This window comes from Adhaeribacter radiodurans, assembly GCF_014075995.1.
GTDB classification, from domain to species: Bacteria; Bacteroidota; Bacteroidia; order Cytophagales; family Hymenobacteraceae; genus Adhaeribacter; species Adhaeribacter radiodurans.
The window spans coordinates 4,153,448-4,175,297 of record NZ_CP055153.1; the positions used below are offsets into that span (position 1 = coordinate 4,153,448).

General features: G+C 42.7%; 17 protein-coding genes, 2 tRNA genes, 3 rRNA genes and 1 pseudogene. 6 read left to right on the top strand and 17 right to left on the bottom strand.

Annotated elements, in window-relative coordinates; translation table 11 throughout:
- Positions 1 to 39 precede the first annotated feature (39 nt).
- A complete protein-coding gene (locus tag HUW48_RS16610; protein WP_182412017.1) occupies positions 40 to 1,350 on the bottom strand; it encodes a M20/M25/M40 family metallo-hydrolase in 1,311 nt (436 codons plus the stop codon).
- 361 nt (positions 1,351 to 1,711) lie between these two features.
- Here HUW48_RS16610 and HUW48_RS16615 point away from each other — a divergent pair, with 361 nt between their 5' ends.
- The 5 genes from HUW48_RS16615 to HUW48_RS16635 all read left to right on the top strand — a co-directional run bounded on the left by HUW48_RS16615 (position 1,712) and on the right by HUW48_RS16635 (position 9,497).
- Positions 1,712 to 2,422 carry an SDR family NAD(P)-dependent oxidoreductase gene (locus tag HUW48_RS16615; protein WP_182412018.1) on the top strand — a complete coding sequence of 237 codons (711 nt, stop codon included), beginning with the start codon at positions 1,712 to 1,714 and terminating at the stop codon, positions 2,420 to 2,422.
- A gap of 14 nt (positions 2,423 to 2,436) precedes the next feature.
- On the top strand, positions 2,437 to 3,759 hold the full coding sequence (locus HUW48_RS16620) for a cryptochrome/photolyase family protein (RefSeq protein WP_182412019.1): 1,323 nt from the start codon (positions 2,437 to 2,439) through the stop codon (positions 3,757 to 3,759).
- 112 nt (positions 3,760 to 3,871) lie between these two features.
- Entirely contained in the window at positions 3,872 to 7,525 is a 3,654-nt protein-coding gene (locus tag HUW48_RS16625) for a gliding motility-associated C-terminal domain-containing protein (protein WP_182412020.1), read from the top strand.
- A gap of 16 nt (positions 7,526 to 7,541) precedes the next feature.
- Positions 7,542 to 8,543, top strand: a complete 1,002-nt coding sequence (locus HUW48_RS16630) for a PorP/SprF family type IX secretion system membrane protein (protein ID WP_182412021.1) — start codon at positions 7,542 to 7,544, stop codon at positions 8,541 to 8,543.
- Between the two features lie 123 nt (positions 8,544 to 8,666).
- Positions 8,667 to 9,497 carry an IS5 family transposase gene (locus HUW48_RS16635; RefSeq protein ID WP_182412022.1) on the top strand — a complete coding sequence of 277 codons (831 nt, stop codon included), beginning with the start codon at positions 8,667 to 8,669 and terminating at the stop codon, positions 9,495 to 9,497.
- Between the two features lie 698 nt (positions 9,498 to 10,195).
- Here HUW48_RS16635 and rrf read toward each other — a convergent pair.
- The 16 genes and pseudogenes from rrf to ureA all read right to left on the bottom strand — a co-directional run bounded on the left by rrf (position 10,196) and on the right by ureA (position 21,202).
- Positions 10,196 to 10,307, bottom strand: a 5S ribosomal RNA gene (gene rrf / locus HUW48_RS16640).
- 143 nt (positions 10,308 to 10,450) lie between these two features.
- Positions 10,451 to 13,344, bottom strand: a 23S ribosomal RNA gene (locus HUW48_RS16645).
- Between the two features lie 186 nt (positions 13,345 to 13,530).
- Positions 13,531 to 13,604 (bottom strand) — tRNA-Ala (locus HUW48_RS16650).
- A gap of 6 nt (positions 13,605 to 13,610) precedes the next feature.
- Positions 13,611 to 13,687, bottom strand: a tRNA-Ile gene (locus tag HUW48_RS16655).
- 208 nt (positions 13,688 to 13,895) lie between these two features.
- Positions 13,896 to 15,416 (bottom strand): 16S ribosomal RNA (locus HUW48_RS16660).
- The 16S, 23S and 5S rRNA genes sit together here with 2 tRNA genes alongside, the layout of an rRNA operon.
- Positions 15,417 to 16,024: 608 nt before the next feature.
- Entirely contained in the window at positions 16,025 to 16,198 is a 174-nt protein-coding gene (locus HUW48_RS16665; RefSeq protein ID WP_182412023.1) for a hypothetical protein, read from the bottom strand.
- 127 nt (positions 16,199 to 16,325) lie between these two features.
- A complete protein-coding gene (locus HUW48_RS16670) occupies positions 16,326 to 16,835 on the bottom strand; it encodes a DUF2480 family protein (protein WP_182412024.1) in 510 nt (169 codons plus the stop codon).
- Positions 16,836 to 16,852: 17 nt separating this feature from the next.
- The gene (gene tsaB / locus HUW48_RS16675; RefSeq protein ID WP_182412025.1) at positions 16,853 to 17,542 is read right to left on the bottom strand and encodes a tRNA (adenosine(37)-N6)-threonylcarbamoyltransferase complex dimerization subunit type 1 TsaB; all 690 of its coding nucleotides are present in this window, start codon (positions 17,540 to 17,542) and stop codon (positions 16,853 to 16,855) included.
- Between the two features lie 200 nt (positions 17,543 to 17,742).
- A complete protein-coding gene (locus HUW48_RS16680) occupies positions 17,743 to 18,534 on the bottom strand; it encodes an MBL fold metallo-hydrolase (RefSeq protein WP_182412026.1) in 792 nt (263 codons plus the stop codon).
- A gap of 80 nt (positions 18,535 to 18,614) precedes the next feature.
- The gene (locus HUW48_RS16685) at positions 18,615 to 18,995 is read right to left on the bottom strand and encodes an SRPBCC domain-containing protein (RefSeq protein WP_182412027.1); all 381 of its coding nucleotides are present in this window, start codon (positions 18,993 to 18,995) and stop codon (positions 18,615 to 18,617) included.
- Between the two features lie 207 nt (positions 18,996 to 19,202).
- The gene (locus tag HUW48_RS16690; protein WP_220463940.1) at positions 19,203 to 19,733 is read right to left on the bottom strand and encodes a hypothetical protein; all 531 of its coding nucleotides are present in this window, start codon (positions 19,731 to 19,733) and stop codon (positions 19,203 to 19,205) included.
- A gap of 10 nt (positions 19,734 to 19,743) precedes the next feature.
- A complete protein-coding gene (locus tag HUW48_RS16695; protein WP_182412028.1) occupies positions 19,744 to 19,926 on the bottom strand; it encodes a hypothetical protein in 183 nt (60 codons plus the stop codon).
- A gap of 3 nt (positions 19,927 to 19,929) precedes the next feature.
- Positions 19,930 to 20,229: an urease accessory protein UreD gene (locus HUW48_RS16700; RefSeq protein ID WP_246343907.1), complete on the bottom strand. Its 300-nt coding sequence runs from the start codon at positions 20,227 to 20,229 to the stop codon at positions 19,930 to 19,932.
- A complete protein-coding gene (locus HUW48_RS16705; RefSeq protein WP_182416539.1) occupies positions 20,148 to 20,390 on the bottom strand; it encodes an urease accessory UreD/UreH family protein in 243 nt (80 codons plus the stop codon). The genes HUW48_RS16700 and HUW48_RS16705 overlap by 82 nt, the downstream gene beginning before the upstream one ends.
- A gap of 36 nt (positions 20,391 to 20,426) precedes the next feature.
- The gene (locus HUW48_RS16710) at positions 20,427 to 20,801 is read right to left on the bottom strand and encodes an urease subunit beta (RefSeq protein ID WP_182412030.1); all 375 of its coding nucleotides are present in this window, start codon (positions 20,799 to 20,801) and stop codon (positions 20,427 to 20,429) included.
- Positions 20,802 to 20,815: 14 nt separating this feature from the next.
- A pseudogene (ureA, locus tag HUW48_RS16715) lies at positions 20,816 to 21,202 on the bottom strand (urease subunit gamma).
- Between the two features lie 278 nt (positions 21,203 to 21,480).
- Here ureA and HUW48_RS16720 point away from each other — a divergent pair.
- Positions 21,481 to 21,798 carry a hypothetical protein gene (locus tag HUW48_RS16720; protein WP_182412031.1) on the top strand — a complete coding sequence of 106 codons (318 nt, stop codon included), beginning with the start codon at positions 21,481 to 21,483 and terminating at the stop codon, positions 21,796 to 21,798.
- Positions 21,799 to 21,850 lie beyond the last annotated feature (52 nt).

Here is a 21,850-nt window from a genome sequence, read left to right on the forward strand (position 1 = left end):
TGGTTACATAAAGGTTTTAGAATTTAAGACTTTCCGGCTTTATTTTACGTCTTCCGGCTTAATGCGGGTTGGAGTGTCCTGTCCAGCAATAATGCTACGCGCGGCTTGGGCAATGGCTTTTATTATATTGGTCATATTGGCAATGTCCAGGCTGGCAAATTCATCGTCTACCGAATGGTATAACTTATCGGTATCAATTTTATCAGTGGATAAAGTATGGGCAGGTACACCTAAACGTGCCAGAGTGGCATTATCCGAACGGTAAAATAAGTTTTCTTTTAGGTAAGGATCGGGTTGAAAAGAATAGCTTGAACCCACTAAGTTTTTCTGTATTATCTGCCCGAAATTGGATTTATCATAACCTGTAATAAAGCCGGCATTTTTCCCGAACTGCGATTCTTTCCCGATCATTTCAATGTTAAACATGGCTGTTACTTGTTGCGGGTCCAACTGTTTTGAGAAGTACTGAGCGCCGTAGCCGCCTATTTCTTCGGCGGTAAAAGCTACAAATATCAAGCTACGGGCATTTTTCTTTTGTTTTTTAAAATAATTAGCCAAGGTAATTACTGCGGTAGTTCCTGTTGCATCATCGTCGGCACCATTGGCAATAGAATCGCCGTTTACCGGATTTAAAATTCCAATATGATCGTAATGGGCCGAAAAAATAACGTATTCATTTTTGCGGGTGGTTCCGGGCAAATACCCAACTATATTTTTCAATGTTTTTTTAGTAACTGCATTTTGGGCACTTACCTGAACTGACTGCGGATTTTTAACAGACGTAAGCGCAAAAACCAGGGTGGTACTATCTAAATTTAATTGTAAATTATTGCGGCTCAAATAGTTTTTATAACGTTTAAATAATTCTGCGTGGGCAGTATCGATTAAAACTAAACCACTTTCTTTGCTAGTTAATGTTTCCTGGAATTTCTCAATCAGATTATCAGACGCCTCAATCCGGGTTAAGATTTTGACGGAATTACTTTTTTGATTCCATTCTACTTTTTTAGCTCCGGTTTTAATTAATACGGCTGGCTCGGTTAAGGTAGTACCATCTAGTACTACAGAACTACTAAAGGAATTTATTTCATAAACAGGAAACGATTGCTCAAATGACTTTAATCCTGGCCAGGTTTGCAAGCCGGCTTTTTTAAACTCTGCACTAATAAATGTTGCTGCTTTATCAATGTCCGGTGTTAAAGCTTTCCGGCCCCGCATGTTATCGGCCGATAAAGTTTTTACTATACGGCTAACTTCATCTGGGTTAATATTGGTTTGAGCGTTTAATTTTCCGGGCAAAAAATAAGAGAAAGCACTTATCAGAATAAAATATTTAATGCGAAAATTCATAGTTTATGGAATAAAGTAGGAGCCGCAATATATTTAAAAATTTGGTCTGATGAACAGATGTCACACAAAGTGATCAAAGTCTATTTATTAAAATATGGAAGCTGAACTAAATAGATGTTCATTATTAAATTAATAGCCTCTACCTTAACTTGCTGCTGGTTTATGAAAGCTAAAGTTATTTAGCTTACTGAAAAGACCTAGATTTATTTTTAAAGCGAATGCCCCCATTTACTTCCTTCTAAAACAAAAAAGCCATTTATCAGTTTTGCTTCCATTGGCGAGTTAAAACCTTGTACAATTTTATTGTGAGTTTATTCTTTTCCCTGTAAAGCAAAACACGCATTCATTTTACTAATAACGTATGGCCGATAAAAATTTTCTTGTAATTGGGGCCAGCTCTGGCATTGGTGCCGCCATGGTTCAGCAATTACTTAATCAGAAGTATCAGGTTTTTGCTATCAGTCGGCGCCCACCTAGCTTTTCTGCTACCAATAATTTAATTTATGTCTCCTGGGATGTTCGTCAAACTCCTACTGCTGAGCTTCTAGAACAAATTCCAGATACCTTGCACGGTCTGGTTTACTGCCCGGGTACAATAAATTTGAAACCTTTTCATCGGCTTACCGCTAATGATTTTCGGGAAGAGTGGGAGATAAACGTTTTAGGTGCCGTAACCATGCTACAAACTTTTTTGCCCCACTTGAAAAAAGCTGGCGCCGCAGCAGTAGTACTTTTCAGTTCAGTAGCCGCTCAAACCGGAATGAGTTTTCATGCATCCACTGCTTCGGCCAAAGCCGCCGTAGAAGGATTAGGAAAATCGTTAGCCGCAGAATGGGCAGGCTCCAGGATTCGGGTAAATGTAATAGCTCCTTCCCTGACCAACACTCCCTTAGCCGGAAACTTACTGGCCACCCCCGAAAAACGCGAAGCTGCTAATAAGCGGCATCCGCTGGCACGAACCGGCACTCCCGAAGAGGTAGCGGCCTTAGCTATATTTTTACTCACCGATCAAGCCAGTTGGTTAACGGGTCAGGTGTTCACCATCGACGGTGGTTTATCGGCACTACGTTAATATAAAATTTAAAAATGCTTACGCCACCTGTTTCTTTTTTTTGGTTCCGGCGCGACTTACGCTTAACCGATAATGCTGGTTTGTACCACGCATTAAAATCGGGTACATTGGTAATACCTGTATTTATATACGACACCGACATTCTGGAGAAACTTCCGGATAAGCAAGATCGTCGGGTTCAATTTATTCAGGAAGCAATCAAAAGCTTAGCCGAAAATTTAGAAAAGTTGGGCTCTTTCTTACGGCTAAAACAGGGTAAACCTCTCGATATTTTTACTAAATTAGTACAGGAAAAAACTATTACTGCCGTTTACGCCAATCATGATTACGAGCCTTATGCCCAACAGCGCGATGCAGCAGTTGAAGAGTATTTAAAAACCAGGGGAATTCCTTTTTATACTTTTAAAGACCAGGTAATTTTCGAAAAGAACGAGATTACGAAAGCCGATAGAGAACCTTACACAGTTTTTACCCCATACAAAAAACGCTGGCTAAATACTATAAACAGCTTTTTCGTTAAAGCTTATCCTACTGAAAAATACTTTCATCAATTTGCATCCATAAATTCGGTGCCTCTTCCTACTTTAACAGACTTAGGGTTTCAGCATACAGATTTAGTAACTCCGAATATAAGGGTAGCCGAAGAAATTATTACGCATTACCACAAAACCCGCGATTATCCTGCTCAAGCGGGCACTTCTAGGTTAAGCGTGCATTTGCGGTTTGGTACCATTAGTATTCGGCAAGTGGTGCAGCTCGCCCAAAGGTTAAACGCTACCTGGTTAAACGAACTTATCTGGCGCGACTTTTACCACATGATCCTGTTTCATTTTCCGCGGGTAGTTTCGCAAGCATTTAAGCCCGCTTACGATCACATTCCTTGGGAAAATAATGAAAAATATTTTGCGCAATGGTGTACCGGCACTACCGGTTATCCGTTAGTAGATGCAGGTATGCGGGAACTGAATGCCACTGGCTTTATGCACAACCGGGTACGTATGGTGGTTGCCAGTTTTCTTTGCAAACACTTGCTTATTGATTGGCGCTGGGGCGAAGCTTACTTTGCAACTAAATTGCTTGATTACGACTTGGCAGCTAATAACGGAGGTTGGCAATGGGCAGCAGGTTCCGGCTGCGATGCAGGGCCTTATTTTCGGGTATTTAACCCGGCAGCTCAGTTAAAGAAGTTTGACCCGGGGAATTTATACGTTAAAAAATGGGTACCCGAATGGGAAAGTTCCAATTACAACCAACCACTTATAGACCATGATTTTGCCCGAAAACGGGCTATAAACACTTATAAAGCGGCATTAACCGATTTTAAAAATGGTAATTGATAATGAATAACGTTATAAAAATTTTAATATTGCATTTTTAATTTTTCTCAATGTTTTGATTAAATTTATCAAATTTACAACTAGATTAAGGCGAGTTATAACTTTACCCTCGATGCAGCATACCATCCGCTTTTTATACTTATTCCTTGTTATTGTATTTTTTTCTGTTACTACTTACGCGCAAAATTTATGTACTGCTACTATTTCTCCTTCCGGAACGGCTTACATTTGTAACGGTACCCCCTTAATTCTTACTGCCAATGAGGGAGTTGTAAATAATGATTTAAAATTTAGGTGGTTTAAAGATGGGCAGCCAATACCGGGAGCTACCAATCAAACTTATAACGCCACAGGTATAGGCACCTACGCCGTAGAAGTTAGCAGTATTTCTAATACCTGTAATCCGAATACTACTGATCCTGGTACCAGAGTAGAACTTGGCCCAACGCTTACAAGACCAGATTTTACTATTTCTCCTACTGGGGTGCAATGCTCCGGAATACCTTATACTTTTACAATTGTTGGCCCTAATGATCCAAATGTTGAATATCTCTGGGACTTTGGTGATGGAACCATCGGCCGCGGCTACGAAGTAAACCATGCCTTTAATTACTTCGGTACCGGAACAAAATCTTTTTCGGTAACGGTTGTTACGGCTTCCCGTGGTTGCCGTTCCCAAACTTCCATCGCTCAAACAGTAACTGTTAATGGAGGCCCTAATTTTACCGAAGCAGATGTAACCGATAGCGCTGATTTTGAAGTATGTATTCCAAAAGATTCTGCAATAAGCGTAAAGGCCAAGTTATTTAACAACATAGTAGCAGCTAGTGCAGCCGGAATTACCGGCTACCGGGTTCGCTGGAATCCTGATGATGTAAATGAAGTAAGTTACACACCTGAACAGTTCGATGCTGACTCTCCTATTCGTAACCCTACTCCGTTTACCACCATTGGCACACATCCAATTAGTATAACTGCGATTGGCGCCACTTGTAATACCACTATTACCTTACAATACGAAGTCAGCCAAAAACCTACTGCTGGTTTTCAAGTATCTCCACCAGATGGGAAAAAACGGTTAGATCCCAATCAATGTGTTCCAGTGATTGTTACCCCTACTGATAGTGCGAAAGGGGGTAATCTCACCTATAAATGGGCAGTACTAAATAACCAAGGTCAGCCGGCGGGTGGCTTCGCTTATATTAATAATACTTCTGATACTTCAGCTGCACCTGTTTTTCAATTTAATGAAATGGGCCGGTTCCAGGTTCAGCAAATTGTTACGAACCAATGCGGCAGCGATACTACTTCGCAAAGCGTGTTAATTGCTTATCCGGAGGTACAGCTAAATGCTGATGGACCATTTTGCGGGCCTACCACCATTAAGTTTTCGGATCAAAATGTATTTTATGATGCCAACTTAGGTACTGAAGTACCTACTTCATTCCGTTGGATTATATCAGGTACTAGTGGAGCAACTTTCATAAACGGAACTTCGGCCAATTCTAAATATCCGGAAATTAGTTTTCCAAATGTAGGGGAGTATAAAGTTTCGGTAAGTTTTGCCAATGAATGCGGTAACTCCGCCGATGTAGCGCAGCAGGGAGCCGGCGAAATTACTATTACCGTTAATGAAGTTCCGAACGCACCAATTATTACTACTACGGGAGTATCAATTTGCTCCGGCGAAAGCACAGATATAAAACCAACCGGACCAGCTGGTAATACTTTTATTTTCTATGGATCGCCCACCGGTGGTACTCCCCTGGATACTGCAGCAACTTACACAACCGGACCACTATCCGTAAGTACTACTTTTTATATCACTACTCTTAGCCCTAATGGTTGCGAAAGTACCGGTGCCCGTACCCCTTTTGCGGTAACTGTGTTACCTCCTATTGCCAACAATACTATTTCTCAAGACCAGGAAGTATGCCAAGGTTCGGCACCTAAGCTTTTATCTGGCACTCAACCAACCGGTGGGGATACTAATGGCTATCGATATCAGTGGCAGCTTAGTACTACGGGGCCTAATGGTACTTTTGCTACTGCTCCGGGAGTAAATAATAGCCGCGATTACACCCCACCGGTTTTACAGCAAAATGCCTGGTTACGGCGTTTAATATCATCCGCATCCTGCTCCGGCGATACCAGTAACGTTGTAGCTATTACTGTAACTCCCCGTATTGCAGGAGGTAACATAACTGGCGATCAGCAGGTTTGTGCTAATGAACCGGTATTGCCTTTAATTGGTAGCCCGTTAGCCGGAGGTACAATTCAGTGGCGTAGCAGCACAGTAAGCGCTACTGCTGGCTTTACTCCGGCTACCAACATCAACAATGAAGTAAATTATGAACCGGGAATCCTTAATCAATCCACCTGGTTTCGCCGTTACATTATTTCGGGTGGTTGTGTCGATTCGTCCAATGTGGTAATAGTAACGGTAGATCAACCAGTAACCAATAATACTATTCTAGCAGATCAATCGCTTTGCGGCGGAGAACAACCTGCCCCTTTAACGGGCTCTGGTCCACAAGGTGGCACCCTACCGCTCCGCTATATTTGGGAAAGCAGCACTACTGGTGCTACCACCGGTTTCGCTCCTGCAGTTGGCACCAATAATACAGCTAACTATAATCCAGCAGTATTAACTGTTACTACCTGGTTCCGTCGTGGCGTTATTTCTGGCACCTGCGACCCCAATTACAGCAATGTGGCTCAAATTACTGTTCTACCTTTAATCACGAACAATTCTATTAATGGTACTGAGCCGGCCGTTTGCGAAAATACGGCTCCTAAAACCATAACTGGTTCTGCTCCATCGGGTGGTAATGGTACCTATACCTATCTTTGGGAAAGCAGTATTACCAGCGCCACTGCTGCTTTTGCTCCGGCTGCTGGTACCAATAATACTCAAAACTATACGCCACCAGTAATCAGCCGTACAACCTGGTACCGGCGTACCGTGATTTCTGATAATTGCACTAGTATTTCTCAAACTATAGAAATTAAAGTTAATCCACTACCACCAGTACCAGTAGTAGCCGCCAACAGTGTTACCACCTGCCTGGATAGTACCGCCACTTTGGTAGCAACAGGTACAGGATTAACTTACCAGTGGTTCGAAACCCCTACTGGTGGTAATATTTTATTCGAGGGTGCTACGTTTGTTACGAATCGTATTGCCCAATCTACCACTTTTTATGTTCAGGCAGTTAATCAAAATCAATGTGTGAGCCCTGCCCGTACTCCGGTTACCGTCAATGTAACCAGCATTACAGCTAGTGCCGGACGTGATACTACCATTATTGAAGGTAATACCATGGAATTAATCGGACGTGGTGGCGTTCGTTACAAATGGGAACCAGCTACCGGGTTAAACGACCCGAATGTAGAACGGCCGGTAGCTAGCCCAACTAAAACTACCACCTATAAAGTAACTGCTTTCTCCGAAGAAGGCTGCGCAGCTACCGACGAAGTTACTATTACCGTTATTCCTCGGGTACTTATTGTAAATACCTTTAGTCCGAATCACGATGGTATAAATGAAACGTGGGAAATTCAGCGAATTGAAAATTATCCGGAAGCCACTGTTGAAATTTTTAATCGCTGGGGAACTAAGGTGTTTACCTCGGATATAGGGTATAAAAAAGCATGGGATGGCACCTACAATGGCCAGGATTTGCCATTAGCTACTTATTATTACATTATTCGCCTGGATAAAATATCCAAACCTATTTCAGGTAACGTAACATTAATCCGGTAAGCGTATTATTTATCTTATGAAAAGAGTTCTAGTAATTACTACTTTATTGGTTTGTTTTATTATTAAAGTACAGGCTCAGCAGCGTCCTCAGTTTAGTCAATACATGCTGAACCAGTATTTATTTAACCCAGCTCTTTCCGGAATTGAGGATTATACTGATGTACGAATGGGAACGCGTTACCAATGGGTGGGCTTAGATGGTGCTCCGGTTACCTATTATGTAAGTGCGCATACTCCTCTTAATAAAGAAGCTACTAGTGTCCGCAACCGCTATAACAACCGGACTCATACAGTTAAACGCAACCGTTTTCAACGAGCCCGTCCTCACCATGGTGTAGGAGTTATGGCACACGTTGATAAAACCGGAGTTCTTCGCCGTACCAACTTAACAGGTAGTTACGCCTTTCATTTACCGGTTAGTCAAAAGATTAACGTTTCAGTGGGTGTTTCCGCGGGAATGATACGGAATAGTTTAAATACATCCGAAGCCACTTATATAAATCCTGCAGATCCATCTATTACCAGTGATTATGTTAACCGAACTTATTTAGACTTAAACTTAGGAACCTGGATTTACTCACAAGATTTTTTTGTAGGATTTGCAGGTGCACAATTGGCACGAGGTAGTCGCGATTTAAATAATTCACCGGATCAAAAAACACCAGGAATTGTACAGCGCCACTTTTACGCAACTGCCGGTTACAAATTTCGTTTCGGGAACGATTTAGCACTTGTTCCATCTGTTATGATGAAAATGGCAGGCCCTAGCCCCTTTTCAGTTGATGTTAATTTGCGTGCTATTTACGGTGACCGGGTTTGGGCGGGTGTTTCTTACCGGAACCAAGATTCTTTCGCCGGATTAATTGGCTTAAACATCAGCTATCTCATGGATATTGGTTATTCTTACGACTATAACAACTCTGCCTTAGATATTGCTAATTCTGGTTCACATGAGATTGTGCTAGGAATTAAATTATTTAATAAAGGTAAAGTTATTTGTCCCCAATGGATGCAGTAAACTATTTTACTAACAAGCAAAATCTTAGAAGGTGTTTTAAAAAGTACTTAGGGGAAAATAGGGGAATAAAAAAGTACTCAAAAGGGTTAAGAATAGTTGAACCACCAACTTATCAAAACCGAAATGAGTACTAGTCAAAAGAAGCAAAAACGGCGGAGATATCCAAGTGATATCAGTCAGAATGGCTGGCAGAAGTTAAAGAAGTTATTGGAAGGACCGGATTCAGCCATCAGGAAAGCAGGTCGCCCAGCCGCCGATTTAAGAGAGGTCATAAACGCTATTTTTTATGTAGTAAAAACGGGTTGTAGTTGGCGGAGCATGCCCCATGACTTACTGTGCTGGCAAACGGCGTATGGTTACTTTAATGGCTGGAGTCAGAATGGCACCTGGGAGTGGGTTCATAGCGTTTTTGTAAAAAAGCTGCGGTGCCAATCCCAGCGCCAAGCTTGTCCCTCGGCGGGCAATATAGATTCCCAAAGCATCAAAACAACGGCTTGTGGGGGTTCTCACCGGGGCTTTGATGCGGGTAAGCAAATCAAGGGCCGCAAACGGTTTGTTCTTACCGATACCCAAGGCTTGCTGTTAGCCGTATGGGTATGCGCTGCCAGTGTTTCGGAAAAGAAAGGAGCCATGCCATTGCTTCGCTATAGGAAGCGAGTGCCTTATCTAGCTCATCTCTGTCGGCGTATTAAATTGGTTTGGGTGGATGGTGGTTACCGGGGAGAGGATTTAATGGCCTATGTAAAAAAGCTATGGGGCTGGTGCTGGCAAGTAGTGCTTCGAACAGATAATACGAAAGGCTTTAAAGCCTTGCCCCGTCGATGGGTCGTAGAAAGAACTTTTGCTTGGCTGCTGTTTGCCAGACGACTGAATAAAGATTATGAAAAGAACCGTCGTAATAGTCAGAGGATGGTCTACTTAGCGATGCTAGCCCTCATGCTTAAACGATTTTAATCTATTTTAAAACAGTTTCTTAGATTAATAAAGCATTTAATGGTTCCTAGAGAAAGCTCTATAGTTTATTCCAAATTTTATTAGATAATCCGCTCTCTATCTTTTTGCTGTATGTTAGTTGCTACTCTCAATATACCAAGATCAAGAGCGGAGTTGAGTGGAAAGTTTAATACAGTAATTGTATTTCCACAGCAAGAACCCTAAATTTTAATAGACACTATAACAGATCTTAAGCGACCTTATGCTTCCAAAAAAGGTTTTAAGGATCAAGCAAAAAAGTTGAGGAATTAGGAAAATAAGATTTTGGTTCGCAACAGCAGGAACAATTATTTAAATAATACTAACAATTACCACACCCTGATCGACGCTGCTACCTACCCAGCCTTCCAGAATTATTCGAGTTAGTGAATGTTATGCAAATTGCTAAATGCTTGAATAAAAGGCAAGGTACTCCACCCTCAAATATTATATCTCCATTTCTATAGCGGGAGTAAAAAGAGGATGCTTTGGACTGATGCTTTGGACTAAATGTTCTTTCTTCTTAACATTACAACTTTTCATAATATCAATGAAACCCTTTATTAAGAGGAAATTCTACATTAGGTATTTCATATGACAGCTTAATCCGCTACCCATTTCACTAAAAAGCAGAACGCCCGCATCTTCAAGGAAGGTGGGGGCGTTCAGAGGAAAAAAGGGGTTGGCGGCTACCTACTCTCCCGCATGTGATTGCAGTACCATTGGCGCTACGGGGCTTAACTGCTCTGTTCGGAAAGGGAAGAGGTGAACACCCGCGCTATAACCACCATTATTGTTCGGCTTACTGGTTAAGTAAGCGAAGCTGCCTGGGCAGCTTTGATAATGGCTAAAGTCTTATTCACTAGCACCACGTGCTAGCGTAACATAAATGGGCAAGAGAAAACGCTACCGTGGACTGGAAGTAAACAGGGTTTTTAAGAAAGTTTACGGGTAATTAGTACGGCTCAGCTTTGCAGTTTCTTGCTTTACACCTGCCGCCTATCAACGTGATCATCTCTCACGACCCTTAAAAGAAATCTCATCTTGAGGTGAGTTTCGCACTTAGATGCTTTCAGCGCTTATCTCATCCAAGCGTAGCTACCCGGCGCTGCAACTGGCGTCACAACCGGTGCACTAGCGGCTTGTCCAACCCGGTCCTCTCGTACTAAGGTCAGGTCCTCTCAAATTTCTTACGCCCACAACAGATAGGGACCGAACTGTCTCACGACGTTCTGAACCCAGCTCGCGTGCCACTTTAATCGGCGAACAGCCGAACCCTTGGGACCTTCTCCAGCCCCAGGACGTGACGAGCCGACATCGAGGTGCCAAACCTCCCCGTCGATATGAGCTCTTGGGGGAGATCAGCCTGTTATCCCCGGCGTACCTTTTATCCTTTGAGCGATGGCCCTTCCATGCGGAACCACCGGATCACTATATCCTACTTTCGTACCTGCTCGGCTTGTCGGCCTCACAGTCAAGCACCCTTTTGCTATTGCACTCTACGCACGGTTACCAAGCGTGCTGAGGGTACCTTTGAAAGCCTCCGTTACTCTTTTGGAGGCGACCACCCCAGTCAAACTACCCACCAAACACTGTTTCCCTTGCGAGATTAGGCTCCAAATAATTCAAGGGTGGTATTTCAACGTTGTCTCCACGATGCCTAGCGACACCGCTTCATAGACTCCCACCTATCCTACACATGAATTATCCAGAGTCAATGTTAAGCTATAGTAAAGGTGCACGGGGTCTTTCCGTCCCGTTGCGGGTACTCGGCATCTTCACCGAGACTACAATTTCACCGAGCTCACGGCTGAGACAGCGCCCAGATCGTTACACCATTCGTGCAGGTCGGAACTTACCCGACAAGGAATTTCGCTACCTTAGGACCGTTATAGTTACGGCCGCCGTTTACTGGGGCTTCGATTCAGAGCTTCGCCCTTGCGGACTAACCCCCCCTCTTAACCTTCCAGCACCGGGCAGGTGTCAGGCCTTATACTTCATCTTTCGATTTCGCAAAGCCATGTGTTTTTGTTAAACAGTCGCCTGGGCCTTTTCACTGCGGCTTCTTGCATTGCTGCAAGGAAGCGCCCCTTCTCCCGAAGTTACAGGGCCATTTTGCCGAGTTCCTTGGCCGTGATTCACTCGAGCGCCTGAGGATGCTCTCCTCGACTACCTGTGTCGGTTTACGGTACGGGTAGCTTCATAGTAAACGCTTAGCGGGTTTTCTTGGAAGTCGGATTAGGGTCATATCACCGCCCCCGAAGGGTTGGTGTACTATCGGCTTTCAGCTAGTTCGGCGGATTTGCCTACCAAACTACTACCTACCACCTTCAACGTACTATTCCGTCAGTACGCAGACCTTTCACTCCTCCGTCACCACATCACTCTATGAAGCTAGTACGGGAATATTAACCCGTTGTCCATCGACTTAACCTTTCGGTATTGCCTTAGGACCCGACTAACCCTGAACCGATTAGCGTTGTTCAGGAAACCTTAGTCTTACGGCGTGCAGGTTTCTCACCTGCATTATCGTTACTTATGCCTACATTTGCTTTTCTCATCGCTCCAGCACCCATTACCAGGCACCTTCAACGCCGATGAGAATGCTCCCCTACCACATGTATTACTACATATCCATAGCTTCGGTACTATACTTGATGCCCGATTATTATCGATGCCCTGTCGCTCGACCAGTGAGCTGTTACGCACTCTTTAAATGAATGGCTGCTTCCAAGCCAACATCCTGGCTGTTAAAGCAACTGGACCTCCTTTGTTCAACTTAGTATAGATTTAGGGACCTTAGCTGATGGTCTGGGTTGTTTCCCTCTCGGCGTGGGACCTTAGCACCCCACGCCTCACTGCCGCGTATATTTTAGAGCATTCGGAGTTCGTCTGGATTCGGTAGGATGTGACTCCCCCTAGTCCAATCGGTAGCTCTACCTCTCTAAAACTCTAACCACGACGCTGTTCCTAAAAACATTTCGGGGAGTACGAGCTATTTCTCAGTTTGATTGGCCTTTCACCCCTACCCTCAACTCATCCAAATCCTTTTCAACGGAAACTGGTTCGGTCCTCCATGTGGTGTTACCCACACTTCAACCTGGTCAAGGGTAGATCACAAAGTTTCGCGTCTACCCCCTCTGACTATGCGCCCTATTCAGACTCGCTTTCGCTGCGGCTCCATGTTTTCAAACATTTAACCTTGCCAGAGAGGAGTAACTCGTAGGCTCATTATGCAAAAGGCACGCCATCACCCCACGAAGAGGCTCTGACCGCTTGTAAGCGTATGGTTTCAGGTTCTATTTCACTCCTTTATTCAAGGTTCTTTTCACCTTTCCCTCACGGTACTGGTTCACTATCGGTCTCTCAAAAGTATTTAGCCTTACCGGATGGTACCGGTAGATTCAGACGGGATTTCGCTGGTCCCGCCCTACTCAGGATCCCACTAAGGCTGAAAAGCTTACGCTGACAGGGCTATCACCTTCTCTGGCTTACCTTTCCAGGTAATTTAGCTTTACTTTTCAGTCCCATCTCGTGGTCCTACAACCCCAGTATTGCCGTAACAATACTGGTTTGGGCTCTTCCCTTTTCGCTCGCCACTACTCAGGGAATCATTTTTATTTTCTCTTCCTCCGGGTACTTAGATGTTTCAGTTCTCCGGGTTTGCTCACCTTGCGGTGTGACTAGTCTTCAACTAGCCGGGTTGCCCCATTCGGAAATCTCGGGATCACTTCGTATGTGCCAATCCCCCGAGCTTATCGCAGCTTATCACGTCCTTCCTCGCCTTTGAGAGCCTAGGCATCCCCCATACGCCCTTAGTAACTTTCTTAAAAAATTTACTCTTTACTCGTATTTACAGTCTACTCTAGTTTTTCTCTTGCCATTATGTCAAAGAACTTTATCTTAGGCGTTAGTTGCTCGCTTGTGGGTCGATGGGATACATCGGCCAGCCAAACAAAAAATCCTAAGTTTAGTAGTAAAGACCTGTTGCCTTTACTGAGGTACTATTTAAGTGTGGAGAATAACGGAGTCGAACCGTTGACCTCCTGCGTGCAAAGCAGGCGCTCTAGCCAGCTGAGCTAATCCCCCATGTGCTGGTGGGCCTGCCTGGACTCGAACCAGGGACCTCTACATTATCAGTGTAGCGCTCTAACCACCTGAGCTACAAGCCCTCATTCTTCAGTTGAGTTGCATGCTCCGGCTTTCTTAAGCTTGAAGTCCTTCTTTCTTGTCCTTGCCCGCTCTCGTTTGCTTCTCAAGCTTACACGCAGCTATGATGCCACTTCTTTTTTTCCTGACTACTAACCAGTCGTTAGTAGCAATAAGGTTTGAATAAGAGAGAGAGAATAGCTAACCGGTTAGAGTAACCATCAGCTCCAGAAAGGAGGTGATCCAGCCGCACCTTCCGGTACGGCTACCTTGTTACGACTTAGCCCCAGTTACCAGTTTTACCCTAAATCGCTCCTAGACGGTTACGATCTTCAGGTCTCCCTGACTTCCATGGCTTGACGGGCGGTGTGTACAAGGCCCGGGAACGTATTCACCGCGTCATTGCTGATACGCGATTACTAGCGATTCCAGCTTCATGAGGTCGAGTTGCAGACCTCAATCCGAACTGAGAACGGTTTTTTGAGATTGGCATCTTATTACTAAGTAGCGACCCTCTGTACCGCCCATTGTAGCACGTGTGTAGCCCTAGGCGTAAGGGCCATGATGACTTGACGTCGTCCCCACCTTCCTCACTGCTTGCGCAGGCAGTCTCTCTAGAGTCCCCGGCATTACCCGCTGGCAACTAAAGATAGGGGTTGCGCTCGTTGCGGGACTTAACCCAACACCTCACGGCACGAGCTGACGACAGCCATGCAGCACCTTGCTTTGTGCCCCGAAGGGAAGCCTCATCTCTGAGGCGGTCACGCGCATTCTAGCCTAGGTAAGGTTCCTCGCGTATCATCGAATTAAACCACATGCTCCACCGCTTGTGCGGGCCCCCGTCAATTCCTTTGAGTTTCACCCTTGCGGGCGTACTCCCCAGGTGGATAACTTAACGCTTTCGCTAAGACGCTGGCCGTGTATCGCCAACATCGAGTTATCATCGTTTACGGCGTGGACTACCAGGGTATCTAATCCTGTTCGCTCCCCACGCTTTCGTGCCTCAGCGTCAGTTACAGTCTAGTAAGCTGCCTTCGCAATCGGTGTTCTGGATAGTATCTATGCATTTCACCGCTACACTATCCATTCCGCCTACCTCGTCTGTACTCAAGCCTGACAGTATCCATGGCAGTTCAACAGTTGAGCTGTTGGCTTTCACCACGGACTTATCAAGCCGCCTACGCACCCTTTAAACCCAATAAATCCGGACAACGCTTGCACCCTCCGTATTACCGCGGCTGCTGGCACGGAGTTAGCCGGTGCTTATTCACCAGGTACCGTCAGTTCCCTTCGCAAAGGTATTTTCTTCCCTGGTAAAAGCCGTTTACAACCCAGAAGGCCTTCATCCGGCACGCGGCATGGCTGGGTCAGAGTTTCCTCCATTGCCCAATATTCCCTACTGCTGCCTCCCGTAGGAGTCTGGTCCGTATCTCAGTACCAGTGTGGGGGATCATCCTCTCAGAACCCCTAGTCATCGTTGCCTTGGTGAGCCGTTACCTCCACCAACTAGCTAATGACACGCATGCCCATCTTTTATCGCCGTAGCTTTAATCATCCTCAGATGCCCTCAAATGATATTATGCGGTATTAATCCGAATTTCTTCGGGCTATCCCCCAATAAAAGGTAGGTTGCATACGCGTTACGCACCCGTGCGCCACTAACTGGAGTATTGCTACTCCAGCCCGTTCGACTTGCATGTATTAGGCCTGCCGCTAGCGTTCATCCTGAGCCAGGATCAAACTCTCCATTGTAGAATATAATTTGTGAGTATCACTACTCAAATTTGTCTCGCTGGATGGTTACCTGCTCTTTTAACATAAGACCCTCTCACCATCAAGATGAGATGTAGCACTTATGCGGTTTGCTATTCTCTTTTCTCACTCATTCAAAGAACTTTTGTAAACCTGTCGTTTACTTAGGCAACCTTCTTAACTGCTCATTAAGCAAGATTATTTTCTCTCTTTTTCCCGTCTTTTCTCTTTTGAAAAAACCTTGTTTCGTTTTGGGAGTGCAAAGGTCAACATCTTTTTCCTTCTTTCCAAATCTGAAAGTAAAAATTTTAATCTTTTTTTTTCACTCCCCTATTTCCTCCTCCCTCTCTCCGAAAACTACCTCTTCGCTCCTTCAAACGAAAAGGCTTTCCTGCCTGCTTTTCTTGCCTCAACCTGCTGTCGATTTGGGAGGGCAAAAGTCCGAATCTTTTCTCAAACCTCCAAACTTTAAGGAAACTTTTTTTTCGAAATTTACCGGGCTTTAATCGGCGCTTTTCGCCGAAACAGAAGACAAAAGTACGAGCCTTTCCCCGCTTGCGCAAACTTTCTGCTCACTTTATTTTACCCCCCTTATGGGTCCCTACTTTTTATCGGAGTAGAACCCCGGTCCAGCCGGCTACCAGACTCTTCTTTTTCTTTTCGGGCTCGCCTCCCGCCCATGCTTTTGGCCGAAGAAAAAAAGGAAACTTATCTCCCCCTTTTTCGTTGCGGTGCACAAAGGTAACACTTCCCCCGCCGCTTTTCCTAATACCAACCCCCATTTTCCCTCGCCCCCGGCCTAACTCCCTGATTCCCCCTAAGAAAAAATTTCTCCTAAACCTCTAACTCGTTCCTAATCACGAACGGCGTACCTGCCTTAGTAAGAGTTCAACTATTTTCAACAAACGTTTACGCTTTCGGCTTTTTATAGAGGGGTACCGTGCTACACGCCTCCCCGTACATGATACTACTCGCTACCGGCAGTAATCTATGCATGATTTCTACATAAGCAAAGGTTGAAACTTGTTTATCGCCACAGCCTTTTATCACCAATTTAGCATTTCGATAATCTTCGGGATTTATTTTGCTTATTGCTTCCTGAAAAAGAGTTTGCTCTAAATCTTCTAAACTTCCAAAAACGTACCGGTGAGCAAACTTTTCTAGTTTACCGGCTAATAACATATAAGCCCAGGTTGGAACAATTGCATCAGCGGAGTTAATAATAGCTACATTTGTTCCATTATAAACCGACCAATCGTTTTCTTTGATAAAGGCGCGAAAATCTTTTTCCTTTAAAATGAGCTCCATAAAAAGATTTTCTTTTATATCGTATACCACCCGTTCGCCCGGATGGATAAACTCTTCTAAGTTTAAGGTTATAAGCGAGCTCTCGGCAACCTTATTAATTATAGCATCCATTCTACTTTCAAATCAAATTAACTTTTATTACTTGCTGTAATATAAACCTCTTTTAAGTAAAATGGTTCGTAATAGGCCACATCTTCAAACTGCTGGTTTATATATTTGTGGTAAGCAAGTGCCCCAACGGGTTTAGCAGATAGAGACACTTTTGAGTTAAACAGAGCTTGCGACGAATTCTCTATTAATTTTTGAAACTTATCAGCGCCGCTACCAAGAAAAATTACCGGATTTTGAGACGTAAAATCTTCGAAAGACTTATTTGTTAAGATTATTGGACTAACCGGAAGCAATTCTTGCAGATCACTGTTAAGTACGCAACTATAAACTTCCATTCTTCGGGCATCCAGCATAGGACAATACAAGTAATTCTCAGGATTTGGAGTTACTTGTATTAGACTGTAAGCTAATGCATGCAAAGTGGATATTTCTATTAAAGGAATATCTAAGGAATAACACAAACCTTTTGCCATAGCACTGCCAATGCGTAAACCGGTATAAGAACCTGGCCCTCCCGATACCGCAACGGCGGATAAATCCTGAAGAGTAAGACCACAGTTTTCTAGTAATTGACTTATTATAACGGTTGTATGCGAAGAATGAGATTTTTCTAACTGTAATTCAGTAAGAGCTAAAAACTCCTGATTTTGATATAAAGCAACGGAACAAATTGTAGAAGATGTTTCGAGCGCCAGAATAAGTGCCATGAAGTGACTTATTTGCGTAAAAAATAATTTTACACAAAGATACATTTGCTAAAGGAAGTAACCAAAGCAACACTCTACCACTTTAAAGCTATAGTTTATATCGTTTGGTTATCGCGACTAAAATTACTGTAGTAGCTTCGACCTTTATTCTAGAATTATTTAGTAAAAATAAAATTACTTTATAGGATTAACTATTCAATCTAAGCGCTTGCTTGAACATGTTTAGAAGACATAATAGTATAAACCGGCGTTTCTTCATAACGGGAGGCCACCACTACTTCGGTGCCATCGGCATTACGATCAAATAATTCTTTTACTAACTTAGGACAGTTATTATTTTTAGAAAGATGGGACAACAATACATGGCTCATAAAGGGAGGCTTGTATCCGGCGAATAAATCTAAAGCTTGTTTGTTAGACAAATGGCCTTTGGGGCTACGAATTCTGTTTTTTAAATAATAAGGATAATAACCATTATCCAGAAGTTCATCATCGTAGTTGGCCTCCAGAAAAGCAGCGTGGCATTGCTTAAAATGATGAATAACGTGTTCGCAGGCAAAACCAATATCCGTAAATACCCCTACTTTAATATCCTGAAAGGTAATTAAAAAGCTATGCGGATCAGAGGCATCATGTGATTTTGGGAAAGCGGTAATTGAAAGTTCGCCTATTGAAATAGAATCATACCCTTTTAACGGGATAGTGTAAAACTGTTCGGTCCCTAACCTAGAATTAAGTAAAGTAGCAGGGGTAATAAAAACGGGTAAATGATATTTTCGGGCCAGGACCGATAAACCCCGGATATGATCGGAATGCTCGTGAGAGATAAAAATGGCTTTTACTTTACTCATGGACAAGCCCAAACGGCACATCCGCTTTTCGGTTTCACGGCATGAAATACCTGCATCTACTAAAATGGCATCCTGGTCATTACCCACATAGTAGCAGTTACCATTACTTCCGGAGTTTAAAGAGGTAATAAATAAAGACATAAAATGTATAAAAATGGCTTTGCCGATTAATTCAGCTTATTTGTAAACAAAGGTAGGTTAGTATAAGAAAACATACCTATTTAATCTTCATAAAAATCCTGAAGGGCGCCAAAATAACTACTATCCCAGCCCTCAACAATATCGTCATAATCTTCATCCGGAATATTGGTATGTCGTACTTCTACCGAGGTTCCTTGTTTATGGGGATGCAGCTTAATAGTAACAATAGATGATTCTGCTTGTTCCCCAAAGTACCATTCTTGTTCTATTTTTCGGCCTTCTTCAAAAGATATATTGCGGCCAACAATACTGCCGTCCCATAACGAAAACTCCGAATCGGGTTCAGTAGACATCTCGGCTTTATCGCCGGTCCAGAGTTGTAAAGTTGCCGGATTGGTTAAAGCTGCATATACTTCTTCGGGAGCAGCTGATAAAATATAATATTTCTTAAAGTCTTTCATTAATCTGATAAACAGGATTAGTAAATTATTTGTGGCACTACCATCCTAAAAATAACATACCCACTCCGCAAGATAGTATGGCAAAACCGACAATAGCGTGAATATAATTTTCCAGCTTGGCAGTATTAAAAAAGATACGCCATAGTAACCCAACAATACCATAGCCACCATAGTTACTAAAGTAAAAAAAGTAAAAATACTTACCAATCAAATAATTCCCGATGTGGAATTTTGTGCGACCGGATACGAAAGTAACGGAATAAGTGGTTCGCGAGGGCCTAAGATAAAGATAATAAATAATACCCAGGGAGTAACTTTTTTCCGATCTTGTGGATACAAAATTTCGCCGGAACGATGCTCATACACGTAAACGGAACCACCGTCGTACGCATCGAAATGTTTATGAGGCCGGTTAAGATAGGCTTGTCGAATTCCCCAAAGAGTATAAATAATTCCGAAAGTTAGCAAACCCCAGCCAGCCAATCCACCCCTAACCTGCTCTAACCAGTTAAGTTTAGAAAGAGACCAGCCTAATGCAATACCCATCAGCCCTAGCAGAATGGAACTACCAACATGCCCCAGCCCACAGGCAACTGTACAAAAAATGGTTTTAGGTACCGACCAATTTCTGGCTTTAGATAAGGCTATAAACGGAATGTAATGATCCGGACCAGTAATAGTATGAATAAAGCTGATTGCAACTGCCGTAAATAATAGTAATTGAAAATCTGCATTCATAAATTAAAATTTAAAAAACTACAGTCTCTGCTTTTACGGCTTCAACTGTTTGAAGTAAAGCACTTATTTCTTGTAAACATTGAACAAGCTGCTCGCCGCTAGTACCCAGTATTCTGATTAATAAACCATTAGCCGCTATCTGCGATACTCCACCCGTTAAATAAGTTTTATCAGCTAAATACTCGTAAATCAAATCTTATAGAGAATACTCTATTGTAAAGCCAGGCAGGTAGAGGAGGGTGCCTTCATGCGTAAATTGCTCCCATTGCCCAAGCATTTGCAAAGGGTTTTGATTCGGAGTAAGAAGCAACTGGTCTTTAAAAATTAAGCGATCATTGCGAAAAATCTCGGTAAAGGTATGTAAAAAAGTAAATTTAAATAACTCACCCGACAATTTGCGACCGCAGGTAATTATTACTCCCAAAACAAGGCTGGCTCTATCAGCCATATAAATACGATTGCAGTTACTAAAAAACGAATTTTCGTGGGGAACCATGGGATGAGGAATATAGTGCAAATGGCTATTGGTAGGTTTCCAACTATTGTTTGAGTACCACCCTTTTCCATCCGGAACAAGCGTTGATAAGATTGAGTTTGCAGGTGCAGCCGGCAATTTTCTTTTAAATCAATTTCGATTTGGTAAGGTAGTAAGGCCATACATGTTGGCGTATTTAATTTTGTTAATCTTCAGACTCATAATCCTTTGGTTTTAAAATTACCTTGGTGGGCTTTAGTAAGTCTTTGCTGCTTTTGTTCGGGTCCAGCGGTAGAACCATTTACTAAATTGTTCATGCCAAAAGCCTGTTTGTTTCCAGCTAGTTCTACCAAGGTAATTTTTTTCTCCTTACCCGGCTCGAACCGCACGGCTGTACCCGCCGGAATATTTAAGCGCATCCCAAAAGCTTTGTCCCGATCGAAAGCCATTAAAGGATTTACTTCAAAGAAATGGAAATGGGAGTCAATATGGACTGGCCGGTCACCGGTATTTACTACAATCAAAGTTTCGGTCCGGCGCCCAAAGTTCGCTTCCACTTCTCCCTTCGGGATAAAATATTCACCTGGAATCATAATTTTAAAATATTTTAGTGAATAGGATGATGTACGGTAACTAGTTTGGTGCCATCCGGAAAGGTAGCCTTTACCTGAATTTCTTCAATCATTTCCGGAATACCTTCCGTAACCTCATCGCGACCTAGAATAGTAGCTCAGTATTGCATTAAATCGGCAATAGTCCGGCCATCACGGGCTGCTTCCTCTACCCGACTGCTAATTAGAGCAATAGCTTCGGGATAATTTAATTATAATCCACGAGCTTTTCGCTTTTCAGCTAATTCACCGGCCAAGAACAGTAATAATTCTTCGGTTTCGCGAGGTGTTAAATGCAGAAGGTAATAGATGAAATATGCATTAAAAATCAGCCAAACAAATTTACATTCAAAATAATTAAAAATATATTTTTTTAAGCAAATACCTTACAATTTAGGTCAATATCATTTTAATATACATATCTGATGTATATTAGCATTAAATTTTAACATGAAAATTTTAAATTACACGAAATTTATAAATAGTCGCTTATTTTTGCAACCTATAAAAATAAGTAACATATAATATACAAACCTAATTTCTTTAAAAACATCACATTCTACAGACTCATATCACTTAAGTACTCTGTTAATGATTTACCGAGTTTTAAAAATTCACAATTTATTTCTCTAAATATAGGCTTACCAATCATTTATAATATATGAAACCACAGTTAATCGAAAATCAAATGGAAGAAATTACTATTAATATGATCGAAAAGCTGAAAGATGCCGAATCCAAAGACCAAATGTTAGCAATTGTTACCCAAAAGTTACAGACTTTAATTAGAAAGTTTGAAGACCGGATTTTTACTACTCAAACCCCTTCCCGGGAGTATCAAAGAGATAAAAATGCGAAAGAAGAAATCAGATATATAAAAGCCGTTTTGGAAGGCAACCGGGAGCACGAAGTTAGAAATCCGGAAAAGTTTAGCTTTATTAAACAACAACTGGAACAAGTTAGCTACCGTTTTGGCTAGTTAAACTGCTTACCGGTTATTTATTATAAGTAAATAATTGCTTTTTATTCTC

What these genes read in the sequence shown, in the direction of transcription:
- HUW48_RS16610 (WP_182412017.1), bottom strand. Translation starts at nt 1,350, where the DNA reads ATGAATTTTCGCATTAAATATTTTATTCTGATAAGTGCTTTCTCTTAT.
- HUW48_RS16615 (WP_182412018.1), top strand. Translation starts at nt 1,712, where the DNA reads ATGGCCGATAAAAATTTTCTTGTAATTGGGGCCAGCTCTGGCATTGGT.
- HUW48_RS16620 (WP_182412019.1), top strand. Translation starts at nt 2,437, where the DNA reads ATGCTTACGCCACCTGTTTCTTTTTTTTGGTTCCGGCGCGACTTACGC.
- HUW48_RS16625 (WP_182412020.1), top strand. Translation starts at nt 3,872, where the DNA reads ATGCAGCATACCATCCGCTTTTTATACTTATTCCTTGTTATTGTATTT.
- HUW48_RS16630 (WP_182412021.1), top strand. Translation starts at nt 7,542, where the DNA reads ATGAAAAGAGTTCTAGTAATTACTACTTTATTGGTTTGTTTTATTATT.
- HUW48_RS16635 (WP_182412022.1), top strand. Translation starts at nt 8,667, where the DNA reads ATGAGTACTAGTCAAAAGAAGCAAAAACGGCGGAGATATCCAAGTGAT.
- HUW48_RS16665 (WP_182412023.1), bottom strand. Translation starts at nt 16,198, where the DNA reads ATGGGGGTTGGTATTAGGAAAAGCGGCGGGGGAAGTGTTACCTTTGTG.
- HUW48_RS16670 (WP_182412024.1), bottom strand. Translation starts at nt 16,835, where the DNA reads ATGGATGCTATAATTAATAAGGTTGCCGAGAGCTCGCTTATAACCTTA.
- tsaB (WP_182412025.1), bottom strand. Translation starts at nt 17,542, where the DNA reads ATGGCACTTATTCTGGCGCTCGAAACATCTTCTACAATTTGTTCCGTT.
- HUW48_RS16680 (WP_182412026.1), bottom strand. Translation starts at nt 18,534, where the DNA reads ATGTCTTTATTTATTACCTCTTTAAACTCCGGAAGTAATGGTAACTGC.
- HUW48_RS16685 (WP_182412027.1), bottom strand. Translation starts at nt 18,995, where the DNA reads ATGAAAGACTTTAAGAAATATTATATTTTATCAGCTGCTCCCGAAGAA.
- HUW48_RS16690 (WP_220463940.1), bottom strand. Translation starts at nt 19,733, where the DNA reads ATGAATGCAGATTTTCAATTACTATTATTTACGGCAGTTGCAATCAGC.
- HUW48_RS16700 (WP_246343907.1), bottom strand. Translation starts at nt 20,229, where the DNA reads ATGGTTCCCCACGAAAATTCGTTTTTTAGTAACTGCAATCGTATTTAT.
- HUW48_RS16705 (WP_182416539.1), bottom strand. Translation starts at nt 20,390, where the DNA reads ATGGCCTTACTACCTTACCAAATCGAAATTGATTTAAAAGAAAATTGC.
- HUW48_RS16710 (WP_182412030.1), bottom strand. Translation starts at nt 20,801, where the DNA reads ATGATTCCAGGTGAATATTTTATCCCGAAGGGAGAAGTGGAAGCGAAC.
- HUW48_RS16720 (WP_182412031.1), top strand. Translation starts at nt 21,481, where the DNA reads ATGAAACCACAGTTAATCGAAAATCAAATGGAAGAAATTACTATTAAT.